The sequence below is a fragment of the Mesorhizobium sp. 113-1-2 genome, assembly GCF_016756475.1.
Lineage (GTDB): Bacteria > Pseudomonadota > Alphaproteobacteria > Rhizobiales > Rhizobiaceae > Mesorhizobium > Mesorhizobium loti_C.
Genome location: NZ_AP023242.1, coordinates 2,965,012 through 2,984,897, shown reverse-complemented (window position 1 = coordinate 2,984,897; position 19,886 = coordinate 2,965,012). Strand labels below are relative to the sequence as shown.

At 60.1% G+C, this 19,886-nt stretch carries 21 protein-coding genes; 16 read left to right on the top strand and 5 right to left on the bottom strand.

Annotation, left to right across the window (positions count from 1 at the left end):
• Positions 1–36: 36 nt before the first annotated feature.
• Positions 37–783 carry a spermidine synthase gene (locus JN279_RS14340; RefSeq protein WP_202353084.1) on the bottom strand — a complete coding sequence of 249 codons (747 nt, stop codon included), beginning with the start codon at positions 781–783 and terminating at the stop codon, positions 37–39.
• A 281-nt stretch (positions 784–1,064) separates the two neighbouring features.
• Here JN279_RS14340 and JN279_RS14335 point away from each other — a divergent pair, with 281 nt between their 5' ends.
• The 10 genes from JN279_RS14335 (at position 1,065) to JN279_RS14290 (ending at position 10,406) form a co-directional block, all read left to right on the top strand.
• Positions 1,065–1,379: a helix-turn-helix domain-containing protein gene (locus JN279_RS14335; protein ID WP_202353083.1), complete on the top strand. Its 315-nt coding sequence runs from the start codon at positions 1,065–1,067 to the stop codon at positions 1,377–1,379.
• Positions 1,376–3,397 (top strand): hydrogenase 4 subunit B, encoded by a 2,022-nt coding sequence (hyfB, locus tag JN279_RS14330; protein WP_446720408.1) that lies wholly within the window; start codon positions 1,376–1,378, stop codon positions 3,395–3,397. Before JN279_RS14335 ends, hyfB begins: the two co-directional genes overlap by 4 nt.
• Positions 3,388–4,344 (top strand): respiratory chain complex I subunit 1 family protein, encoded by a 957-nt coding sequence (locus JN279_RS14325; RefSeq protein ID WP_202353082.1) that lies wholly within the window; start codon positions 3,388–3,390, stop codon positions 4,342–4,344. The genes hyfB and JN279_RS14325 overlap by 10 nt, the downstream gene beginning before the upstream one ends.
• Positions 4,344–5,006, top strand: a complete 663-nt coding sequence (locus tag JN279_RS14320; protein ID WP_096448857.1) for a hydrogenase-4 component E — start codon at positions 4,344–4,346, stop codon at positions 5,004–5,006. The genes JN279_RS14325 and JN279_RS14320 overlap by 1 nt, the downstream gene beginning before the upstream one ends.
• On the top strand, positions 5,003–6,454 hold the full coding sequence (locus JN279_RS14315; protein WP_202353081.1) for a hydrogenase 4 subunit F: 1,452 nt from the start codon (positions 5,003–5,005) through the stop codon (positions 6,452–6,454). Before JN279_RS14320 ends, JN279_RS14315 begins: the two co-directional genes overlap by 4 nt.
• A 19-nt stretch (positions 6,455–6,473) precedes the next feature.
• Positions 6,474–7,991, top strand: coding sequence for a hydrogenase large subunit (locus JN279_RS14310; protein WP_202353080.1), 1,518 nt, complete (start codon positions 6,474–6,476; stop codon positions 7,989–7,991).
• A gap of 12 nt (positions 7,992–8,003) precedes the next feature.
• Positions 8,004–8,543 (top strand): NADH-quinone oxidoreductase subunit B family protein, encoded by a 540-nt coding sequence (locus JN279_RS14305; protein ID WP_202353079.1) that lies wholly within the window; start codon positions 8,004–8,006, stop codon positions 8,541–8,543.
• 391 nt (positions 8,544–8,934) lie between these two features.
• Positions 8,935–9,144, top strand: a complete 210-nt coding sequence (locus JN279_RS38685) for a DUF983 domain-containing protein (RefSeq protein WP_274608695.1) — start codon at positions 8,935–8,937, stop codon at positions 9,142–9,144.
• Positions 9,145–9,351: 207 nt separating this feature from the next.
• A complete protein-coding gene (locus tag JN279_RS14295; protein WP_202353078.1) occupies positions 9,352–9,624 on the top strand; it encodes a helix-turn-helix domain-containing protein in 273 nt (90 codons plus the stop codon).
• A gap of 458 nt (positions 9,625–10,082) precedes the next feature.
• Positions 10,083–10,406 (top strand): AAA family ATPase, encoded by a 324-nt coding sequence (locus JN279_RS14290; RefSeq protein ID WP_202353077.1) that lies wholly within the window; start codon positions 10,083–10,085, stop codon positions 10,404–10,406.
• A gap of 791 nt (positions 10,407–11,197) precedes the next feature.
• Here JN279_RS14290 and JN279_RS14285 read toward each other — a convergent pair.
• Complete coding sequence (locus JN279_RS14285; protein ID WP_096448869.1) at positions 11,198–12,580, bottom strand: adenylate/guanylate cyclase domain-containing protein; 1,383 nt, start codon at positions 12,578–12,580, stop codon at positions 11,198–11,200.
• 841 nt (positions 12,581–13,421) lie between these two features.
• Positions 13,422–13,574: a hypothetical protein gene (locus JN279_RS38200; protein WP_244734585.1), complete on the bottom strand. Its 153-nt coding sequence runs from the start codon at positions 13,572–13,574 to the stop codon at positions 13,422–13,424.
• Positions 13,575–13,755: 181 nt separating this feature from the next.
• Here JN279_RS38200 and groL point away from each other — a divergent pair, with 181 nt between their 5' ends.
• The 6 genes from groL to JN279_RS14250 all read left to right on the top strand — a co-directional run bounded on the left by groL (position 13,756) and on the right by JN279_RS14250 (position 18,454).
• The gene (groL, locus tag JN279_RS14275) at positions 13,756–15,378 is read left to right on the top strand and encodes a chaperonin GroEL (protein ID WP_096448871.1); all 1,623 of its coding nucleotides are present in this window, start codon (positions 13,756–13,758) and stop codon (positions 15,376–15,378) included.
• 138 nt (positions 15,379–15,516) lie between these two features.
• Positions 15,517–16,332 (top strand): universal stress protein, encoded by an 816-nt coding sequence (locus tag JN279_RS14270; protein ID WP_096448873.1) that lies wholly within the window; start codon positions 15,517–15,519, stop codon positions 16,330–16,332.
• A gap of 77 nt (positions 16,333–16,409) precedes the next feature.
• Positions 16,410–16,940 (top strand): flavin reductase family protein, encoded by a 531-nt coding sequence (locus tag JN279_RS14265; RefSeq protein WP_202353076.1) that lies wholly within the window; start codon positions 16,410–16,412, stop codon positions 16,938–16,940.
• Positions 16,941–17,029: 89 nt separating this feature from the next.
• Complete coding sequence (locus JN279_RS14260; protein WP_096448877.1) at positions 17,030–17,854, top strand: universal stress protein; 825 nt, start codon at positions 17,030–17,032, stop codon at positions 17,852–17,854.
• 84 nt (positions 17,855–17,938) lie between these two features.
• Positions 17,939–18,166, top strand: a complete 228-nt coding sequence (locus JN279_RS14255; RefSeq protein ID WP_096448879.1) for a ChaB family protein — start codon at positions 17,939–17,941, stop codon at positions 18,164–18,166.
• Positions 18,167–18,238: 72 nt separating this feature from the next.
• Positions 18,239–18,454: a hypothetical protein gene (locus JN279_RS14250; RefSeq protein ID WP_096448881.1), complete on the top strand. Its 216-nt coding sequence runs from the start codon at positions 18,239–18,241 to the stop codon at positions 18,452–18,454.
• Positions 18,455–18,646: 192 nt separating this feature from the next.
• On the opposite strand, the gene JN279_RS14245 is transcribed toward JN279_RS14250, so the two are convergent.
• Together JN279_RS14245 and JN279_RS14240 are read right to left on the bottom strand one after the other, a co-directional pair.
• Entirely contained in the window at positions 18,647–19,045 is a 399-nt protein-coding gene (locus tag JN279_RS14245) for a host attachment family protein (protein ID WP_342216373.1), read from the bottom strand.
• A 144-nt stretch (positions 19,046–19,189) separates the two neighbouring features.
• Entirely contained in the window at positions 19,190–19,837 is a 648-nt protein-coding gene (locus tag JN279_RS14240; protein WP_096448885.1) for a BON domain-containing protein, read from the bottom strand.
• Between the last annotated feature and the right edge of the window lie 49 nt (positions 19,838–19,886).

Sequence of the window (19,886 nt, the reverse complement as noted above, 5' to 3'; positions counted from 1 at the left end):
TGGCGTTCTGCTCAGCCTTGTCAGTGGCGCCGCACCTTAGGCAGCCCGTCGCGGTCCGCGCCACGGCCTGAATGCCAGCAAGCCGAGCTCATGTTCGATCTCGTCGGCTCCGACCGACGGCGGTATCAGCAGCACTGGCTGGACGAGATCCCGCACCTTGCCTGCCATGACGAGTGCGTTGCGATCCGGAATGCCGCGGATATCGAGCAGTCTCACATCCGCCCAGATATTGGCGAGCTTTGCGGCAACGCGATCCGGCATGATGTCGAGGTCGTGACGAGCATGAACGTTGCCGATCAGAATACCGGAAGAATCCTGGAGACGCGTCTGCGCCAAGCCGAAGAATGTCTCGGCGCACAAGTGATCTGGGATGCGCCCCCCGGAATATGCGTCCATAACGATCGCGTCGTAGCGGTGACGGCCGGCGCGCAAAAAGTCCCGCCCATCGGAGATGCAGCAGTGAACGCCAAGAGGTAGCCCGAAATATTTTTGGGCGATTTGGAAAGCCTTGGGATTGATGTCGACGATCGTAACACGCACACCAACCCTATCCAGCATCGTGCCCAGGCTGCCACCTCCACAGCCGATCATCAGAACATCAGACACCTGCGCCTGTGCGAGAAGACCAAAGATCGCGTGGATGTAGGGCACAACGCTGATGCCGCTCGGATCGCACTCGCTTTGATAGCAGCCACCCTGACGATAGATGAACGAACCGGAGTCCTTGCTCCGCAGAACCTCGATATTGCCGAAATCGGTATGATATTTCGCAACCCGGATCATGACTTTGTCATCACAGCCAATTCCTAAGTCCGCCGCTCGGCTGGTTTCCGTTTGTCAGACCCGTCCAGCGGAGCCGCGGGGGCCCTCCGGCAGCAGGCTCCGCTTCGCAGTTGCAGGACAACTGCTCGGCGAGGCCCAGAGCCTCCCGGCTCGTGTCACTCAGTTTTCTACAACTTCAAGACAGATGCGTCACGCATCATTAATTGAATGCCCGGCATTTTAATATATGCTGCAGCGCGTAGAGATAATATCTCAAAGCTGATCAAAAAGGGGATGCGACCGTGATAACCGCTCCACAGTTGCGTGCCGCGAGGGCGCTCCTTGGTATCGACCAGCGCAGGCTTGCCGAATTGTCTGGCCTTTCCGTGCCGACGATACAGCGTATGGAAGCCAGCGAGTCGATTATCCGGGGCAATGTAGATTCTCTAATGAAGCTGATCGGGGCGCTTGATCTGGCCGGCGTTGAATTGATTGCTGAAGGCGCCTCCAGCCAAATCGGCGGGCGCGGCGTGCGGCTGAAAGCAGATTTTGATCCCGCCAAGATTCTAGGAGGGGCCGAGGCGGACGCCAAAACCCCCGTGAGGAGTGTGGCGTGATTTCGGGGGCCGCAGTTCTCCTGTGGGGCGTTGCCGCGCTCCTGGGGACTGCGGTGATTGCGACTGCGGGAAGCCGTAGATCGGACGCAGGAACGCGCCTGATCTATAGCCTGACACTAGGCATATCGGCGGCCGTGCTCCTGGTTCTCGCCAGCCGCATCGCCGACGATCCCGTGACTCCGTCGACTGCCGCGCTGCCGCTTGGGCTGCCATGGATTGGCGCCCATTTCCGTCTGGACGCGCTCTCGACCTTCTTCCTCGTCGTCGTGAACTTCGGCGGCACCATGGCCAGTCTTTACGGCCTCGGCTACGGCAGACATGAGTCTGCGCCGCATCGGGTGCTGCCGTTCTTCCCTGCCTTCCTAGCCGGGATGAATCTGGTCGTGCTGGCGGATGACGCCTTCACTTTCCTGCTTTCCTGGGAATTCATGTCGCTTGCCTCCTGGGCGCTCGTCATGGCGCACCATCGCGAGCAGGACAATGCGCGGGCAGGCTACATCTATCTGGTGATGGCGAGCTTCGGCACGCTCGCGTTGCTGCTTGCCTTCGGCCTGCTGGCTGGCCCGAGCGGAAACTACACGTTCGAAGCGATGCGTGCCGCCTCCTCTACTCCGCCCGTCGCGGTTTTCGTCCTGGCTCTGATGTTGCTGGGCGCCGGCTCCAAGGCTGGCCTGGTACCGCTGCACGTATGGCTGCCACTCGCTCACCCGGCCGCGCCAAGCCACGTCTCGGCCCTGATGAGCGGCGTCATGACCAAGGTCGCTATCTACGGCTTCATACGCGTTATTTTCGACCTGCTCGGCGAGCCGGCATGGTGGTCGGGCGTTGTCGTGCTTTTCCTGGGCGGCCTGACGGCGGTTCTCGGCATTCTTCACGCCTTGATGGAAAAGGACCTGAAGCGGCTTCTTGCCTATAGCACCATCGAAAACGTCGGTGTCATCTTCGTGAGCCTTGGCCTTGCGCTGGCCTTCAGGGCAAATGCGATGCCATCGGCCGCAGCGCTGGCGCTCACCGCCGCGCTGTTCCACGTCCTCAATCATTCCTTTTTCAAGAGCCTGCTGTTTTTCGGCGCGGGTGCGGTGCTGACCGCAACCGGCGAACGGGACATGGAGAAGCTGGGTGGTCTTATCCATAGGATGCCGCAGACCAGCTTCGTCTTTCTCGTTGGCTGCGTGGCGATCTCCTCACTTCCGCCCTTCAACGGCTTCGTCTCCGAATGGCTGGCTTTCCAGGCTGTCTTGCAAAGCCCGGATCTGCCGCAATGGGCCCTGAAGGTGATGGTGCCCGCGGTCGGCGGCCTGCTGGCGCTGTCGGCGGCGCTGGCCGCGGCCTGCTTCGTAAAGGCCTTCGGAATTACGTTTCTGGGCCGGCCACGGACCTCGGCGGTGGAACACGCGCACGAAGCCGACCGCTACTCGTTGGCGGCAATGTTCGTCCTTGCCGCGCTCTGTCTGCTTGCCGGCATTCTACCGGGCTTTGTCATAGATGGCCTTTCCCCCGTGACGCTTTCGCTCATCGGCAGCCGCATGCCGGTGCAGATGGCGCAACCTTGGCTTTCGATCGCGCCAATCGCCGAGAGCCGCAGTTCCTACAACGGCCTGCTGGTGTTTGTATTCATCGCCATTTCCGCATCCGCCGCAGTCTATGTCATCCATCGCTTCGCCTCGCACGCACTCCGTCGCGGTCCCGCCTGGGGTTGTGGCTTCGCCGATGCCGTCCCGGGCTCGCAGTACACGGGCGTCAGCTTCGCACAGCCTATCCGCCGGGTCTTCGGCACATTCGTGTTCCGCGCGACTGAAAGGGTCGAAATGCCGGCACCCGGCGATACCGGTCCGGCCCGCTTCAATCTGGAAATCCATGACGCGATCTGGGAGACGCTGTATCTGCCCATTGGCAAGGCCCTCGACTTTGCGACCGACCACCTGAATCATCTGCAGTTCCTGACGATCAGGCGCTACCTGACCCTTGTATTTCTCTTTCTCATTGTCCTGCTTTTGGTGCTCGCACTATGGCCCTGATCCTTGAGTTGGCCGTTCAGGGCGCGCAGATGGCGCTGGTGCTTTTGCTGGCACCGCTCCTGACCGGCTTCGTCCGCAAGGTGAAGGCAAGGCTGTTGCGGCGCCAGGGCCCTCCTCTCATCCAGCCCTATCGCGATCTCTTGCGGCTCATGCGCAAGGAGGTCGTTCTGGCCGACAATGCATCCTGGCTGTTTCGCGTCATACCCTATCTGATTTTCGCCTTCACCTGGGTCGCCGCCGCGCTCATCCCGACATTCGCCACCGGCCTCGAGTTCAGTTGGACCGCCGATCTCATAGCGATCGTGGCGCTGCTTGGAAGCGCACGGTTCTTCCTTGCGCTGGCGGCGATGGACGTCGGCACGAGCTTTGGCGGCATCGGCGCCAGCCGCGAGGTGATGATCGCTTCCCTGGCCGAGCCCGCCATGCTCCTGATCGTGTTCAGCCTGGCACTCGTTGCCGGAGCGACGCAGCTGTCCACGGTGGCGGCTTTCATGGGCTCGCCGCAGGTTGGCCTGCGGGTATCGCTCGGAATGTCACTGATCGCTCTCGTCATGGTGGCAATCGCGGAAAATGCCCGTGTACCGGTGGACAACCCGGCGACGCATCTGGAGCTGACCATGATCCACGAGGCGATGGTCCTGGAATATTCCGGTCGCCATCTGGCGATGATCGATTTCGCGGCCTTCCTGAAGCTTCTGCTCTACGTCTCGCTGATTTCCTGTGTCTTCGTTCCCTGGGGGCTCGTGACCACCGGGGCCGGGCCCTGGGCCTATGTTCTGGGCGTCATTTTCTACATCTGCAAGCTTGCCGCGAGCGGCGTTCTCCTCGCCTTGTTCGAGACTGCCATCGCCAAGATGCGTGTCTTCCGCGTCCCGGATTTCCTCGGGGCAGCGCTCATGCTGGCCCTGCTTGCCACGCTCCTGCGGTTCGTCTCGAGGAGCCTCTGATGAACGGCCTCACCTTCGACATCGCTCATCTGCTGGCCGGTGGCCTGGTGCTGGTCAGTTTCATGATGCTGTACCAGGATCGCCTCTTTGCACTGATCAACGTTTTTGCGGTTCATGCCATCGTCCTCGCCCTGTCGGTGGCTTGGCAGGCCTACATCCAGGACGCGCATCATCTCTACGTCACGGCGGCGATTGCCCTCATTTTCAAGGCGATCATCATTCCCGTCGGGCTTCATCGCATCATTCAGCGGCTCGGCATCCATCGCGATATCGAGACGGCGGTCGGGATCGGTTCGACCATGCTCGCGGGAATAGGGCTGGTGACCCTGTCCATGGTCCTGATGCTGAGGGTCACCCCCTACGCCGCCCCCCTCGCCCGCGAGGACCTGGCCTTCGCGCTGTCCATAATACTGCTGGGCCTGCTGGTGATGGTCACCCGGCGGAATGCCGTCAGCCAGGTGGTGGGATTCATGTCGCTCGAGAACGGCCTGGTCCTTGCCGCCACGGGGGCCAAGGGCATGCCGCTGGTCGTCGAGATCAGTGTCGCCTTCTCGATCCTCATCGCCTTCATCGTCATCGGTGTCTTCCTGTTCCGCATCCGCGAGAGGTTCGACTCGGTCGATGTCGGCGCGCTCGACGACTACAGGGGAGAACACCGTTGACCGCGTTTTCCCTCGATGCGGTGGCCGCCATTTTGCTGATACCAGTCGTCGCGGCCGCGCTTCTGGCGGCGCTGCCGAATTATCGGCTGGCGGCTGGCCTCAATGTCGCCGCGAGCTTGCTGACCTTGCTCGCCGCAATATCGCTTTTCGTCACGGTTCGGCCACCGCCCGGTCAATACCTGCTCGTCGACGATCTCAATATCGTTTTCATCGTGCTCAACACGTTCGTCGGCTTCACGACCAGTGTGTTCAGCGCCTCCTACATTGCGCACGAACTGGATACGGGACGGCTGACGGCGACGAATTTGCGATTTTATCACGCAATGTACCAGATCATGATGTTCGGCATGAATCTGGCATTCGTGTCGAACAATATCGGCTTGATGTGGGTGGCAGTGGAGCTTGCCACGCTGACCACCGTGCTCATGGTCGGCATCTACCGCACGCACGAGGCGCTGGAGGCGGCCTGGAAGTATTTCATACTCGGCAGCGTCGGCATTGCGCTTGCCCTCTTCGGCACCATCCTCGTCTACATGGCCGCGCAGCCGGTTGTTGGCGAAGGCACGAATGCCATGGTCTGGACAGTGCTTATCGAGCACGCAGCGCGCTTCGACCCGGCTTTGCTCAACGTTGCCTTCGTCTTCCTGCTGCTCGGTTACGGCACGAAGGTTGGCCTTGCACCCTTGCATGCCTGGCTGCCCGACGCGCACGCGGAAGGCCCTACGCCGATTTCCGCGGTGCTGTCGGGCTTGCTGTTGAACGTCGCGCTCTATGCCGTGCTGCGCTTCAAGCTGTTGCTTGCCGCAAGCCCGGAGGCGATCTCGCCCGGGCCATTGATGATCACGATGGGGCTGACGTCGCTTGTTTTCGCAGCTTTCATGCTTTACCGCCGCCGCGACATCAAACGTCTGTTCGCATATTCCTCCATCGAGCACATGGGCATCATCGTGTTCGCTTTCGGCATGGGTGGCCCGCTCGCCAATTTTGCCGGACTGCTGCACATGGTCATGCACAGCCTGACCAAGTCGGCGATCTTTTTTACGGTCGGCCACATCGCTCAGATCAAGGGAACACAGAACATTGCCGATATCCGGGGGCTGACGGAAACGCATCCGGGGCTTGGCTGGGCGCTCGTCATCGGCGTCGTTGCCATTGCCGGCCTCCCTCCGCTCGGCATCTTCATGAGCGAATTCCTGGTCGTGAGTTCGACATTTGCAAGGCACCCCCTTTTGGCGATGCCGCTGGTGTTCGGGATTTTGCTCGCTTTCGGCGCCCTGCTGCTTCGGTTGACCGGCATCGCATTCGGCGAACCGCGCGGCAGCACCGCGCCCGCCGAGGCCTCCTACGTTCCGATGTATTCCCACTTGGCGCTGGTATTTGCCGCCGGCATCTATCTGCCACCACCGCTGGTCATATGGTTCCAGCATGTCGCCAACCTGCTAGGATGACGCGGACGGAAGAAAAAACATGCCCGCACTGATCGATCTCATCTTTACTGGCAAACGTGTGGACAACCATTTCCCGTGGTCGCGCGCAGTGGTAACCCCGAAAAAATGGAGCTTTGCCGTCGAGCAGCTGGCTGAGGGTCACTGGAGCTTGCTCGGTCTCTGGGGCGAGCCAGGCACCGTCCACATGGCACTCCTCGACGAGGCCGCCGGGGACATCGGCGTTGTCAGCCTGGTATGTCCCGATGGACGTTACCCGTCGGTCGGCCGGCTGCATTCGCCCGCATTGCGCCTCGAACGTGCGGCCGCGGACCTGTTCGGGCTCTTGCCACAAGGCGCGCCCGATACCCGGCCGTGGCTTGATCATGGCCATTGGGGCGTCAGCTATCCGTTGAGTGCACGCGTCCGGACGTCTGCTGCGACGGCGTCCCCCTACCATTTCCTGCCTGTCGAGGGGGAAAGCCTGCATCAGATTCCGGTCGGGCCCGTGCATGCCGGCATCATCGAGCCAGGGCATTTTCGGTTTACAGCGAGCGGCGAAACGATCGTCCGGCTGGAGGAACGCCTCGGATACACGCACAAGGGCATAGAAGGCCTGATGGCGGGGTCCGATATCGACCGAGCCGCCAAACTGGCGGGCAGAATCTCCGGTGACAGTACCGTAGCGTATTCGCTGGCATTTGCACGTGCGGTCGAAGCGGCGCTGAGCGTCGAGGCTCCGCCGCGCGCGGTCTGGCTGCGAGCGCTCATGGCTGAGCTGGAGCGTCTGGCCAACCATCTGGGCGATATCGGCGCCATCTGCAATGATGCTGCCTTCGCGCTCATGCATGCCCACTGTGGTGTGCTGCGCGAGCGCGTATTGCGGGCAAGCGATGCTGCCTTCGGCCATCGTTTGATGCGCGACCGCATCGTGCCTGGAGGAGTGGCAACCTACCTGACCGACGAGGGGACGACAGCCGTTTGGTCTCTCGTCGCAGAGATCAGGCAGCGGTTTCCTGCACTTGTCGAGCTCTACGACAACACCGCGTCGCTGCAGGATCGGACAGTCGCAACTGGGCGGCTGAAGGTGGAACTCGCTCGACAATATCGCGCCGGAGGGTATGTCGGCCGAGCCTCCGGTCGGGACTTCGATGCGCGCCGGAGTCTGGCCTATCCTCCCTATGACGCGCTCACCTTCAATGTGCCTCTCCTCCAGGAAGGCGACGTGAACGCCCGTGTCTGGATTCGCATTCACGAAGTCGAGCAAAGCCTGTCCTTGGTCGAGCAAATCCTGCGACAGTTGCCGGGCGGACCGATCCGTGTCGACTTTGCGCAGACAAGCGGCCCGCACGAAGGCATGGCGCTCGTCGAAGGTTTCCGGGGCGACATTCTGGCCTGGCTGCGTGTTGGCAAAAGCGGCCTGGTCGAGCGCTGTCACCTGCGTGATCCGTCATGGTTTCAATGGCCCCTCCTTGAGGCGGCGATCGAGGGGAACATCGTCGCCGACTTCCCGCTGTGCAACAAATCGTTCAATTGCTCTTATTCGGGCCATGATCTTTGAAGGCACGCCGTCATGCGCAAGCTTCTTTTTGAAAGCCTGATACGCCCCGCTCTCACCGAGCGTCCGCCGTTGGCTAGCAACGCCGCGGTCGACGAACTTGCACGCGCCCTCGATGGGGCTGCTCGCAAGCGATTGGGGCGAAGCCTGGCGATCCGGGCGGTCGACGCCGGTTCCTGCAACGGCTGCGAACTTGAGATGAACGCGCTCAACAACGCTTTCTACGATATCGAGCGTTTTGGAATCCGGTTCGTCGCCTCGCCGCGCCATGCCGATGTACTGCTTGTCACCGGCCCGGTCACAAAAAACATGCGCGAGGCATTGAAGCGGACCTACGACGCAACGCCCAACCCCAAATGGGTTGTCGCACTCGGAGATTGCGCCAGGGACGGCGGCTGTTTCGCAGGCAGCTATGCCGTGGTGCGCGGAGTGTCGGAGGTGGTGCCCGTCGACCTGCACATTCCAGGCTGCCCGCCGCCGCCAATCGAAATTCTGAGGGGCTTGCTCGCCTTACTTGAGCGAGTGAATTCAAGGGCTGGCGTTGCTCAAGGCTGAATATCGACGTGGAGGCTCTTCGGGGCCACTTTGTTGATGCAGCCAAGCGGCTAGGGACTACCAGCCGCGCGCAGATAGCTTCCGCTGCTCCTCACCGAACCGATGCGTTCCGCAGTGAACCCTAGTGAACACGTCAGCGAGATAGCCCCGGCAGTTTCTTGTGCGGCCGAGCGAGATCTATGAGCTGGCCGATCATCTGAAACCACAGGCGCAATAGGCGCGCGGTCAGCCTCTGTCCATGTGGTTCGAAGCGCATGCGGCATCATGCTAGGTAGTGGATATCTAGGCGTTGAACCATCGAGTATCATGTATTATACATTATCATTAATGGACAAAGGAAGCGATAGATTTGCACGGCCGACCCTGTCAGTCGCCCCTTTCACGAGGCTTGGTGGGCCGATGCCCAAATTGTGGTCAGGGGAAATTGTATCGCACCTACCAGAAGCAGGTGGAGCGTTGCGCAGTTTGTGGAGAACGCTTTGGTGACATAGAATCTGATGACGCGGCGCCTTGGTTCACTGTCCTCATAGCGGGCGTCTTTGCAGCGCCCTGTATTTCTTGTTCCAAGGGCTTCTTCTGTTATACTTCGCCGTCACAATGATATTGATCTCTCTTATCATTGCAGCGCTGATACTGCTTTTGTTACCCCGCATAAAAGGTGCTTTGATCAGCGCATTCTGGTTTTCGCGGCTTGAAAACGACGAGCCGAGATGAACACTTTACTGATCACAATTGCGCGTTTCCACAGGCTGTCGCGCTGGTCGATGACTGTTGCAGTGCAGAGCAGTCGTAATTAGGAGACCGAAATGTGATTAGCGCTTCGCAGATTCGCGCAGCCCGGGCATTGCTTGGAATTGACCAGAAAAGCCTGGCTGAGCGTGCTGGCATTTCGCTGTCAGCCATCCAACGAATGGAAGCCGGCGAGAGCGATCTACCGGGCGCGTTCGACATGCAGAAGAATGTCGTAATCGCCCTCAGGGCAGCAGGGATCGAGCTGATTGGCGATCATGAGCGCAGCGGCGGCGGAGGCCGAGGTGTGCGCCTGGCGCATCCTGTCGGTATGGCAGGCCGGACACATTGATGTCAGCTCCAAATCCGATCGTCACACTTCCAGCGCTATAGCATGAGGAACGCGAATGCAGCCCTTGTGTCCGACCAAGGACGAACCTGATAGGCGTGTGGCTCCGGATAATCTCGCGATCGACCCAAGCCGGACTGGGCTTCGCTGCGGCTCTTAGCGATAATGGAATCACTGTGATCCTATCTATGTCCGCTTTTGATAAATAAAACTATTGATTGGAATGCCGGATATTGGCCATAATCGAAGATCTACTGTACCAACTTTGGTGTGCCGTTTCGAGGTCTATGCCTCCGAAAATATCTAGCAAGAAGTGATTTCTGCTCTACTCAGTGACGGTCAGCTGATTTGTGCACGCGCACGGCAACTGCGAGCGAGGCATCACCTACCAACACAGCAGCCAGACCAAGACGATGTGAGCCACCCCGATTCTGCACCACGCTGTGTTTTGGGTGTCTGAAATGCATATTGCTCATCTGGAAATCGCCAATTTTCGCAAATTACTTTCGGTACGGATCGACCTGGCCGATAAGACCACGCTTTTTGTCGGCGCAAACAACAGTGGCAAGACCTCGGCCATGCTGGCGCTCCGGCGCTTCCTTGCCAAACGCGGCAGGACTTTCGAGAAGCATGACCTGACACTGTGCCACTGGGCCGGCATCAACGCCCTTGGACAAACCTGGATGACCCAGAGAGAGAGAGAGAGAGAGAGAGAGAGAGAACGCCAGGACGCAACGCAGCTCGCAACTGCGCGCTCCATGTTGCGTGCCGGCCGTTCGGTCTAGGGCTCGCTCACGCCGGCTTCGTCAACCTCCGCTTCTATCTGGTCACCGACAGCCTTGGCCTTGCCGGCGCCGGAGAGCGTTTTCCCTCTGGCGGAAGTGCCGCCTGGAGCAGCGTCAGGTTTTTCCTGAGGACTTCAATCGAGAATTCGATCTTGGTGACCAGACCAGGATAGGCTGGGCGATCCTTCTTGCAACGAGATTGTCAACTCTTGGATTTGCTCCCCGGCCATTTCAAGTCGTCCCGACATCCGCTCGGAATATACGTGCACCAAGAACCCCACCTGTGCGGCTTCAATGAGCCGCTGCCGACGACGCCGCTGGCGTTCTGCTGGGGACATCGGAGCGCTGCCCTTAAGTGGGCGGCCTCGTTTCCGTTTGAGCTCGCCCTCGGCCATGGTGTCCTCGTTATTATTGTGCGTCACGAAAACTGAATTTGATGACGCCGACTGTCAAGAAGTGGCCTGACAAGGACTCCGCTCCACGAACGTCGTTGAGAATATAGGCTTGCCTTTCCGGTAAGGATTCAAACTGACAGTCATTCACGTCTAGAAATGATCTGCTTGCGCCATGAGCGGCTCCTCAGGAACTAGGTATCGAATGACCGCAGTTGGGCCGTTTGCGGACCGGCTGCTTCAGGCGGCAAATCTTCAAAGCCGGACATTACGGTCACCGTGAGCATTGTCGTGACCTGACCCGATGCTGCCGTTCAGTCTCACGATCAGGAAGGTCCTAGAATGCGAGAAAAGGCGACATGGGATCGCGACAGAAAACTAAAATATCGGAACGTCGCTTCACTCGAGCCCGATCCACACAAAGCCGTCCTGCTTTCGGCAGGGGTATACGATCAGTTTTGCGCGGTTTTTCGAAATGTTACCCGCGAATTCATAGCCCGGCGCAGTACCATCCTGCTGCAGCTGCGCCCACCCCCTGATTTCGCCGGTAGACAGGTCGAAACAACTCTGATGCCAGCGGCAGACCAGGCCAAGATCTGGAGTGATCGTGCTCTCCGTGTGCGGGAGCTTCAGCTTTTCGGCCTGAGTGGAACTTCGCCTTTCGTAGAGCGGCAGATGAAGATGCGGGCAGGCATTGTTGAAGGCGCAATAGTTGTCGGATCCGCGAACGACGACGATATCGCAATCTTCAAAATCGAGAATCCGGCGTTCGTAGGGCTTAAGCTCGTTTTCGGAAAAAGCGCGAACCCACCTCCTGCCGCCCTGACGGATAGTCTCGCGAAGCCCCTTGGCATTCAGGTCGGCGTCAATTTCGGGCTTTAGCCTGACTATTTCGAACAGGCTTGTGCGCTCGGCGGTACCGCGAAGGCGTACCCTGACGAAGTCGCCGATTTCCACCTTGTCGGCGATCTGGTCGCGAAGGGCCTCTGATATTAGCAATCGCGTACCGGCATCTTTATTGGCGGCCTCGACCCGGCTGGCCAGATTTACAACGTCGCCGATGGCCGTGAGACGTTCGTGTCCAGCAAAACCCAATGTGCCGATGACGGCTTCGCCATAGTTGAGGCCGATACGAATATCGAAATCGATGCCATACATCGAGGCAAAGAAAGGCTTCAGACGATCGACCGTGGCGAGGGTCTGAAGTGCGGCGTTCACGGCGCGGAGCGGAGCGTCTGGCTGGTCGTCGATACCGAATATTGCCATGAGCCCATCGCCGATCAGTTTGTCCACGAAACCGCCATTCTGCTCGATGATGTCGCCGACTTGGGCAAAGTAGCGATTGAGCAGATACATCACGTCGTAGGGCGAAAGCCGCTCCGACAGCGCTGTGAAATCAACAATGTCACTGAAGAAGACCGCAACATGCCTTGCTTCGCCGCAACGAGTCGCGGCAGAAGTGCCAAGCTGACTGGTGATCATCATGTCGGTTTCGTCTAGCACCAGGCGTCGGACGCGAAGCTCGCCTTCCGGCCTGAGCTGACAGGCCAGCCGAACCTCATCGGCCAATCTCAACCGGTTCGCCATTAGGGTTTCGTCCGGATTCCGGTCCGGGCAAGCCTCAAGGCCATCGAGAACCCAAACGCGGCATGTCGAGCATTTCGCCCTGCCGCCGCATGCGTGGGCAAATGGCACGCCCGACCTGAGAGCCGCCTCAAGCAAGGTCTCATCCGCGGCCACGTCGAAATCCACTCTGTCGGGTAAAGCGGTTACTTTGGTCATATCACCGAACACAGGTCCGTCGCGTTAACTGGCTTCTCAGTGTAGCACCAATCGGCTCAGGCAATAGAATCGTGCAAAATTCGAACACCAACGAAGCCGAAATGGTTTCGTTGCGGGGACCGGACCATGAGACCTCTTGCATCAGCAGCGACCGCTTGCTGAGCAGACAACGAGGGTTGATCATAGCGCGGATCGTATTGGTGACGTTGCAGAGCAGAAACCGGCTTCCTCGAGATGCGACAACAAGGCAGCAACGATGTACGCCTACTATCAACGCGCGAAGCAGACCATCTCGCTCTAACCGTCGAACTTCCGTCAATGGCGCAACCGCGACCTCCGGCGTGGTCGTCGGCAATGTCTGCTTTCAGGCGGTGGCAAAGCTGACCTCAACGGCCGAGATCAGGCGCATTGCCGCCCGGCAGCATTGGGCCGCGAGCTGACAGTCAGCTCCTAGGCTGAAATCATCAGCAAGCGGACGTTCCCGCTGGCAAGAAGAATTTCGGGCGCCGGCAGGCCTACGAAAGTTCCTGAGGAAGGAAGCCGTGGACCACGGGCAATGGCTACGGGATGTCGATTTTCGGCTGGTGTCGGGGATGGCAGGACCGCCGCCACCAAGCGCCGGGATCGATCCGGACGGACCGCTTCGCCTTTCGGCCGCCCGGCATTTTCGGCGCGGCGTGAGGAGGGTCGCGGCCTTGGCGGCATCGACGATCACCATGGTCGACCGTTGAGTGCCTGCGGCTGAACCCTGGAGCATGCAATGCCAATTCATGGACAGTTCTCTCGATCCGGTGTTCTGGCGTCCGGCGGTCTGCGCGGCTGCCTCCATCGTTCGAACACCTCAATCACGATCATGCGTCCGCCGCAGCAAGGACATGAGCACCACGGGCAGGTTGCGCGGATGCGCCAGCCGGACGAGCTTGCGCGCTAGGTCCGGGCGGTCAAGCGAGTTGGTGAAGAAGAAGCGCAGCGCCGACACGATGGGGAACGCCATCGTCCTGCTGTCTGACCTGGAACCGGCGCAGATCGTCCGCTGCGGCCGTATCCGGTGATCAGTCAAGGAAGGTTGCGAACCGGCCGACATCGTGGAGGTACGTTGGAGCGGGATTGATGCGTATCAAAGCCGACTGAACTCATCCCTGTTAGCCAAGACGCATGATAGTTCGGAGACGGTCATGGCTCACAAACAGGTGTTGTTTCGTTCAGCGGCGCGCGAAAAGATTCTGCGTGGCGCAACCCAGCTCGCCGACGCCGTGCGCGTGACGCTCGGGCCGCGCTCGAAATCGGTTTTGATCGAAAAGAAGTGGGGCGCTCCCATCGTCTGCAATGACGGGGTGACCATCGCCAAGGAATTCGACCTTAAGGATCCCGAGGAGAACCTTGGCGCGCGGATGCTCAGGCAGGCGGCCGAGAAAACCGGGGACATGGTCGGTGATGGCACCAGCACGTCGACCATTCTGGCCCATGCGATGTTCGCTGACGGGGTGCGCAATGTCGTCGCTGGCGCCAGCGCGATCGACATCAAGAAGGGTCTCGATCGCGCAACAAAACGCGCGATCGACACGCTCAAGCAGATATCCCGCCCGGTCTCGACCCGTCGCGAAAAAGAACAGGTGGCAACGATCTCCGCGCACAACGATCCTCTCATCGGCCAGCTGGTCGGCGAGGCAATGGAGAAGGTTGGCGGCGAAGGCGTCATCACGGTCGAAGAGTCGAAGACCACCGAGACCGTTCTGGACGTCGTCGAAGGCATGCAGTTCGATCGCGGATTCCTGTCACCGTATTTCGTGACCGATCCCGAGAAGATGGAAGCGGTCCTGGAAGACGCGCTCGTGCTCATCGTCGAAAAGAAGATCGCTTCGCTGAATGATCTGATCAAGCTGCTCGAGGCTGTAGCAAAGTCGGGAGCGCCCCTGCTCGTGATCGCCGAAGAAGTCGAAGGCGAGGCACTGGCGACGCTCATCGTCAATCAGATCCGGGGCACCTTCAAGAACTGTGCCGTAAAGGCGCCTGGCTTCGGCGATCGCCGCAAGGCCATGTTGCAGGACATCGCCATCCTGACCGGCGGACAGGTCATCTCCGAGGACCTCGGGCTCAAACTGGAAAATGTCACGATGGAACAGCTGGGCCGGGCCAAGCGCATGGTCGTCGACAAGGACAATACGACGATCATCGGTGGCAGCGGAGACCCGAAGGCAATCAAGGGCCGTGTCGAACAGATTCGGCGAGAGATCGACAATACGACGAGCGACTATGATCGCGAAAAGCTGCAGGAGCGGCTGGCCAAGCTTGCAGGTGGTGTCGCCGTCATCAAGGTCGGCGCGCCGACCGAGGCTGAAATGAAGTCGAAAAAGGAAGCTCTCGACGATGCCATCAGCGCCACCAAGGCCGCGGTCGCCGAAGGCATCGTGCCGGGCGGCGGGCTTGCCCTCTTGCGATGCATCACGACCGTGGCTGACGAGGAACAACACTGCGAAGGCGACGAGCGGACCGGCGTGCAGATCCTCAGGCGGGCTCTCGAAGCGCCGGTCAGGCAGATCGCCGAGAACTCCGCCGTCGACGGAGGCGTCGTCATTGCCAAGATGCTCGAAGGCACCGGCAATTTCGGCTTCGATGCGGGAAGGAAGGAATATGTCGACCTGGTTGAAGCCGGCATCATCGATCCGACCAAGGTCGTTCGCATCGCGCTGGAGAACGCAGTCTCGGTGGCGAGTGTTCTGCTCTTGACCGAAGCGACCATGACCGAAATTCCGGAACCGGCGAAAGAACGCACCTTCGAACCAGAGATGGCGATGTAGGCGGCGAGTTCCGGAGCACCGAATTTGGATTGGAGGCGAAAGGCGCGAACCGCCGAGGCCGGCAGGCTTTGATGCGCATCAAGGCGCACGATCGGACCTCAGGTGATCCTGCGGCAAATCTCATCGGAGGGCACCAAAATGATCTTCAACACCATCATGGTTCAACTCGATGTCGATTCTCCGGCAGCGCCGCGAACGAACTATGCGCTGGAGTTGGCGCGACGCTTCGAAGCCACACTGATCGGTTTTGCCGCGGCCGATTCATATGTCTTTGTCCCCGGTGACGACGGCGGGATGGCGGCGGCAGAAATCATGCGTGAGCGCCGGATCGAGATCGAGGATCGCCTGAAGATCCTGAAGGAGGAATTCCTGGGCCTCGTCGGAGACGACGCCACCTGGCGTGAAGAGATCGGGGATCCGACACGCCTGCTCGCGAAACATGCCCGCGCCGCCGATCTCGTCGTGACGGGAACGCCGGTCTCCGGCGCTGATCACCACCGGGTGGTCGACATCGGAACATCGGTGCTGTCGGCCGGACGGCCCGTGCTGATTGCGGCCGACCGGCTTGTTCCGCCCGACCCCAAGAAGGTTCTGGTCGCGTGGAAGGATACCCGCGAGGCTCGGCGAGCAGTCACGGATGCACTGCCGTTCCTGACCGGCGCACAAGATGTGCTCGTGGCGACGATCGAAGAACAAAACCAGAGGGATGCGCGCGAAAGTGTCAGCGACGTCGTCCGGTACATGATGAGGCATGGCATCAAGGCGAGATCGGAAATCCTGGACTCGGATCGTAGGGATGCTTGCGAAACCATTGTCGGACTCGCCCACGGCATGGGTGCCAACCTTGTCGTCGCCGGTGGCTACGGGCATAGCCGGCTGTTTGAATGGGCCTTTGGAGGCATGACCCGCTCCCTGCTCAGGAATGGCTCCGTCAACCGCTTGTTCTCGAACTGACGCACTGAATGCAGGCCGTTCGCCCGGTGACGGCCGGCTTGCGCTTGCCAATATAGAATACAACGGAGGGTGCGAAGATGAAGGAACTGCCGCTTGCCGAGGTCTATCGGCTGATCGAACCGGGTCCAGTCGTTCTGCTGACAACGAGGGCGAGAGGCCGCGCCAATGTCATGACCATGTCGTGGCACATGATGGTGGAGTTTACACCGCCGACGATTGCCTGTGTCGTGTCGAGTGGCGATTTCTCGTTTGCCGCGTTGCGCGACACCAAGGAGTGCGTGATCGCGATTCCGACCGTGGGACTGGCGGACAAGGTCGTGGCGGTCGGCAACTGCTCAGGCCGGGACAAAGACAAGTTCGCGACGACCTGGCTGACGCCGCTGGCCGCCGAGCATGTCGCCGCGCCCTTGGTCGCCGAATGCTTTGCCAATCTCGAATGCCGCGTCGTCGATACCCGGCTCGTCAACAAATACAATCTTTTCGTCCTCGAGGTCGTGAAGGCCTGGGTCGATCCGGGGCAGCCAAAACCAAAGACGATGCACCATATCGGAAAGGGTACCTTCGTGGTGGACGGAGAGACCATCCATTTCGAGTCGCATATGCCCTGAGGTCGCAACTTGATCGGCATCAAGGATCGCAATGCATGGGACGGGCTAGTCTCAGCTGATCCGACCGATACCGAAGAAGAGCGTGAGCGATGAGTTACAAATCCATTCTGCTGAATGTGGGCATAGACGGGCCGATCGCGCCCGTCACCAAGATTGCCATCGATCTTGCCAGGCGCTCCGAGGCCCGGTTGATCGGCTTCTGTGCGGCCGATGCGCCCTTGCCCGTCACGATGGCACCCGAGGGTGCTGCGATAGCCGCCGAGGTCTGGCAGCAATTGAGGGATGACATCAAGAAGCGCTTCGAGGACCTCCACGTCGAGTTTGACAGCCTGGTTGCCGGTTCGGTGGCGACGGAATGGCGCAACACGCTCGACAATCCCAACCATGCCTTGGTCGCGACATCGAGGAGCGCGGATCTCATCATCACCGGAGCTCCTGAAGGGGCTTCCTCCGGCGATTCCTATCGGACTGTCGATCCCGGCAGCCTAGTGCTGCGCGCTGGCAGGCCGGTGTTGATCTCGTCGGCCGGCGCGGAGCAGGCACCGACAGGCAGGATCGTGGTTGCCTGGAAGGATACACGCGAAGCCAGACGCGCGGTGGCCGATGCAGTGCCGCTGATGGCGATGGCGGACGATGTGATCGTGGTCACGATCGATTCCGAGCCGGGTGACCGAACGACAGCCGGCATAAAGGATGTCGCGACCTTCCTGGCCGAGCATGGCATCAAGGCGCGCACCGAAGTGCTGAAGGCCGACAACGAGAGCAACAAGCTGATCGACTTCCTGAGTTCCGCCAAGGCCGATCTGATCGTGTCAGGCGCTTATGGACACAGCCGCATCATGGAATGGGTGTTCGGCGGCGTTACCCGCTCGCTGCTCGACGACGTCCAGCTCTGCCGCTTCATGTCAAACTGATCACCCGCCCCTCGACATGCCTTGGCGTGTTCGTCAGCGACTACGGCTATTGGCACCGGTGGGGCTTGGAAGGGAGGATGGCAAATGCCTTATGCGACCGAGGAAGATCTTCCATCGCCCATCAGGACGCATTTGCCCACGCATGCCCAGGAGATCTTTCGCGCTGCCTTCAACAGCGCTTGGGACGAATATGTCGACCAAGGCGAAAAGCGTGAAGAAACAGCCCATCGCGTCGCGTGGGCTGCCGTGAAGCGCCACTATCGCAAGGCAGGCAGGGATTGGGTGCCCATCCGACCAAGCCGTGTAATTTGATCGAGATCAAGACCGTCTCCGCTGCGTTCATTCATAAGATTTGGGATCGGGCACTTAGGCAATGTGGTTTCAATGACAGACAGCGTTACGGGGCTTCTCAATGCGTGCAACGCGGAGAAGAGCAAAGGGGCGGATTTTCCGACGATCTGGAAAGCCATCCTGAAGGTGCACCCCTGTGTCACGGGATCACCGATCCAGGACCGCAGTGATGACGGTCCGGTGCTGTTAATTCCGTTGATCACCGGACAGTTTCTCGCCTTCCTGGATTCGGAATTCTATCTCCTTTAGCCGCAGCGCTGACGGTTATCGGGGTACGGCGCCCCTCCGGAGATCTTGGCTGGGGATTCTGCGGTCGACACTGCCGGCGACGGTCTCTGCCGCCAGCAATGCCTTCCTGATCGCAGGTGCGTGAGGCCGACATTCCGCCACATCTGGCCCGCGACGGTCGATATCAGCCTGGTTGTGGGCTGTGCGGGCTACTCAAGCCGCTGCCAACGTGTTCTCGATGGCTTCGACTGAGTGCTTCACGAGATCCTTGCCGAGTTCGCCCGCCAGTTTCGCCTTCAGCGAAGGCTCAACATGCTTGCGCAGTTCGCCGAGCGTCCGCGGATCGGCAACGACCACCACATGCTCGAACGCTTCCGTCAGCGCCTCGCGATTGAGATACGCGGCCACGGCAGCGGCAAAATCGTCTTCCCGCAGGCGAGAGTCGTCGGGATTGGCAGTGGAACTGCGGTGGCGACCACCCGAGCCAGTGTTGGCCGCTTGAAGCGTCGGCTCGCCCAATTCAACCAGATCGATCCGGGGCTCGTGACCCTTGTTGCGAAACAGGCGCAATTTCTCGCCGTCGGTTACCGCGACCAGCGTGCCAGTCGTCATAATCATGCTGTTACTCCTTGACATAGATTGAAGGTGTTGCTCGCCATCATGGCCGCGATCTTCACCGCCAGCTTCGCGGTGCGCGTGCCTCGGGACTATCGGCGCGGCGGCCGCTTGAGCCGCCGCGTCAACCGGGTCGAACCATCAGACAATCGCAATCCGGTCTTCCACCATCCGGACGCCCGGCGTCGACCAGGCGGCACGTTCCGCCGCCTGGCGCTCGGACCAGGCCTTGACCTTGCCTTCAAGCGTCACCCTGCCATCCCGCACATTGACGCGGATCGCCTGGGCTTCGACTTCCGCATCACGTTTCAGCGCATCCTCGATGCGCTTCTTGACGTCGGGTACCGAGGCACGTGGGGTGATTTCGATCTGATTGGCCACGCCAACGACACCGGCCAGCCCGCGCACAGCCTCGGCCGCCGCGTTCTTCTGGTATTGCCATTCAACTTTCCCGGTCAGCGTGATCCAGCCGTCCTGGACCTTGACCTGCACCTTGTCCCTCGGGATGGAGACGTTCCAGGTGACCGCATCGACCGCCCGCCTGGCGATCTCGTCGTCCGCGGTTCCCTTCTGTCCGATCAGCCGGACTTCGATTTCCTCGGCAATACCCTTCACGCCCTTGACCCGCTTGACCACATTTTCGGCGGTGGTCTTTTCCCAATAGGAAGAAACATGCCCGGTCAGGGTGACGATGCCCTCGTCCACGGCGACGCCGATGTGGGCGGCGTCGATGCTCGGCTCGAACTCCAACTCATCGAGAATATTCTGACGCAATGTTAAATCCGTCATGGTCTGTCTCCTCTTGAACGGGGGCTTTCACCCCACCCAAAACAAAGCA